Annotated in this window: 1 protein-coding gene; it reads right to left on the minus strand. The window is 56.2% G+C overall.

What is annotated here, in order from left to right; all coding sequences use genetic code 11:
* Positions 1-277: 277 nt before the first annotated feature.
* Positions 278-623, minus strand: a 346-nt coding sequence (locus AC0L23_RS40015) for a hypothetical protein (protein WP_473358429.1), incomplete at its 5' end; no start/stop codon positions are given.

Here is a 623-nt window from a genome sequence, read left to right on the forward strand (position 1 = left end):
TGAATATCGATTGCTCCGTTGTATGGCGTGATGAGCGCCGTCTCGCTGTGAAGTTTCTGAACTGATCACAACGTCTGCGTCGACGCGGGTTCCGACCTTTGGACCGTATTGATCCGTACTGATGCTGATCCCGAGGTGACGTGTAAAACTCAGCGCATTCGATCCCGCGCGCGTCTTTTCTTACCGGCTTTGTGCCGTGAAGCGAAGTCGTTCTGCGCAGGTGAGGCCTGAGGCAGTTGCCGTATTCCGACAAGGCATCGAAATTGTTGCGCGGCCGTCACGACCCATACGAGTTGAGGGATTTAAGGATCGCAATCGCCGCCGCTCTCGGGCGATCAAAGTTCCGCGCATCTCCGCTGGATCGCGAGCCAAGGTCGTTGATCGTCTGCGAGGTTGAGTCGCCCGACGTCGCGCTCGAACTGCGGGCGCGGCTTCTGAAGGAGATTGGGAAGGGGCGTCTATTCATGAAAGGCTCTGAATGAAGAGCCTGACGACCTTCTCGATTATTCTTTCGCACCTGCCACAGAACGTCTCGTCGCCGAACAGCATGGTTTGCGACTAACAACGAGATGGCGGATACGGCAAGCACGACGACAAGAAGATCCAAAATCATCCGAGCCTCG

Source organism: Bradyrhizobium sp. MI1.4, from assembly GCF_055811315.1.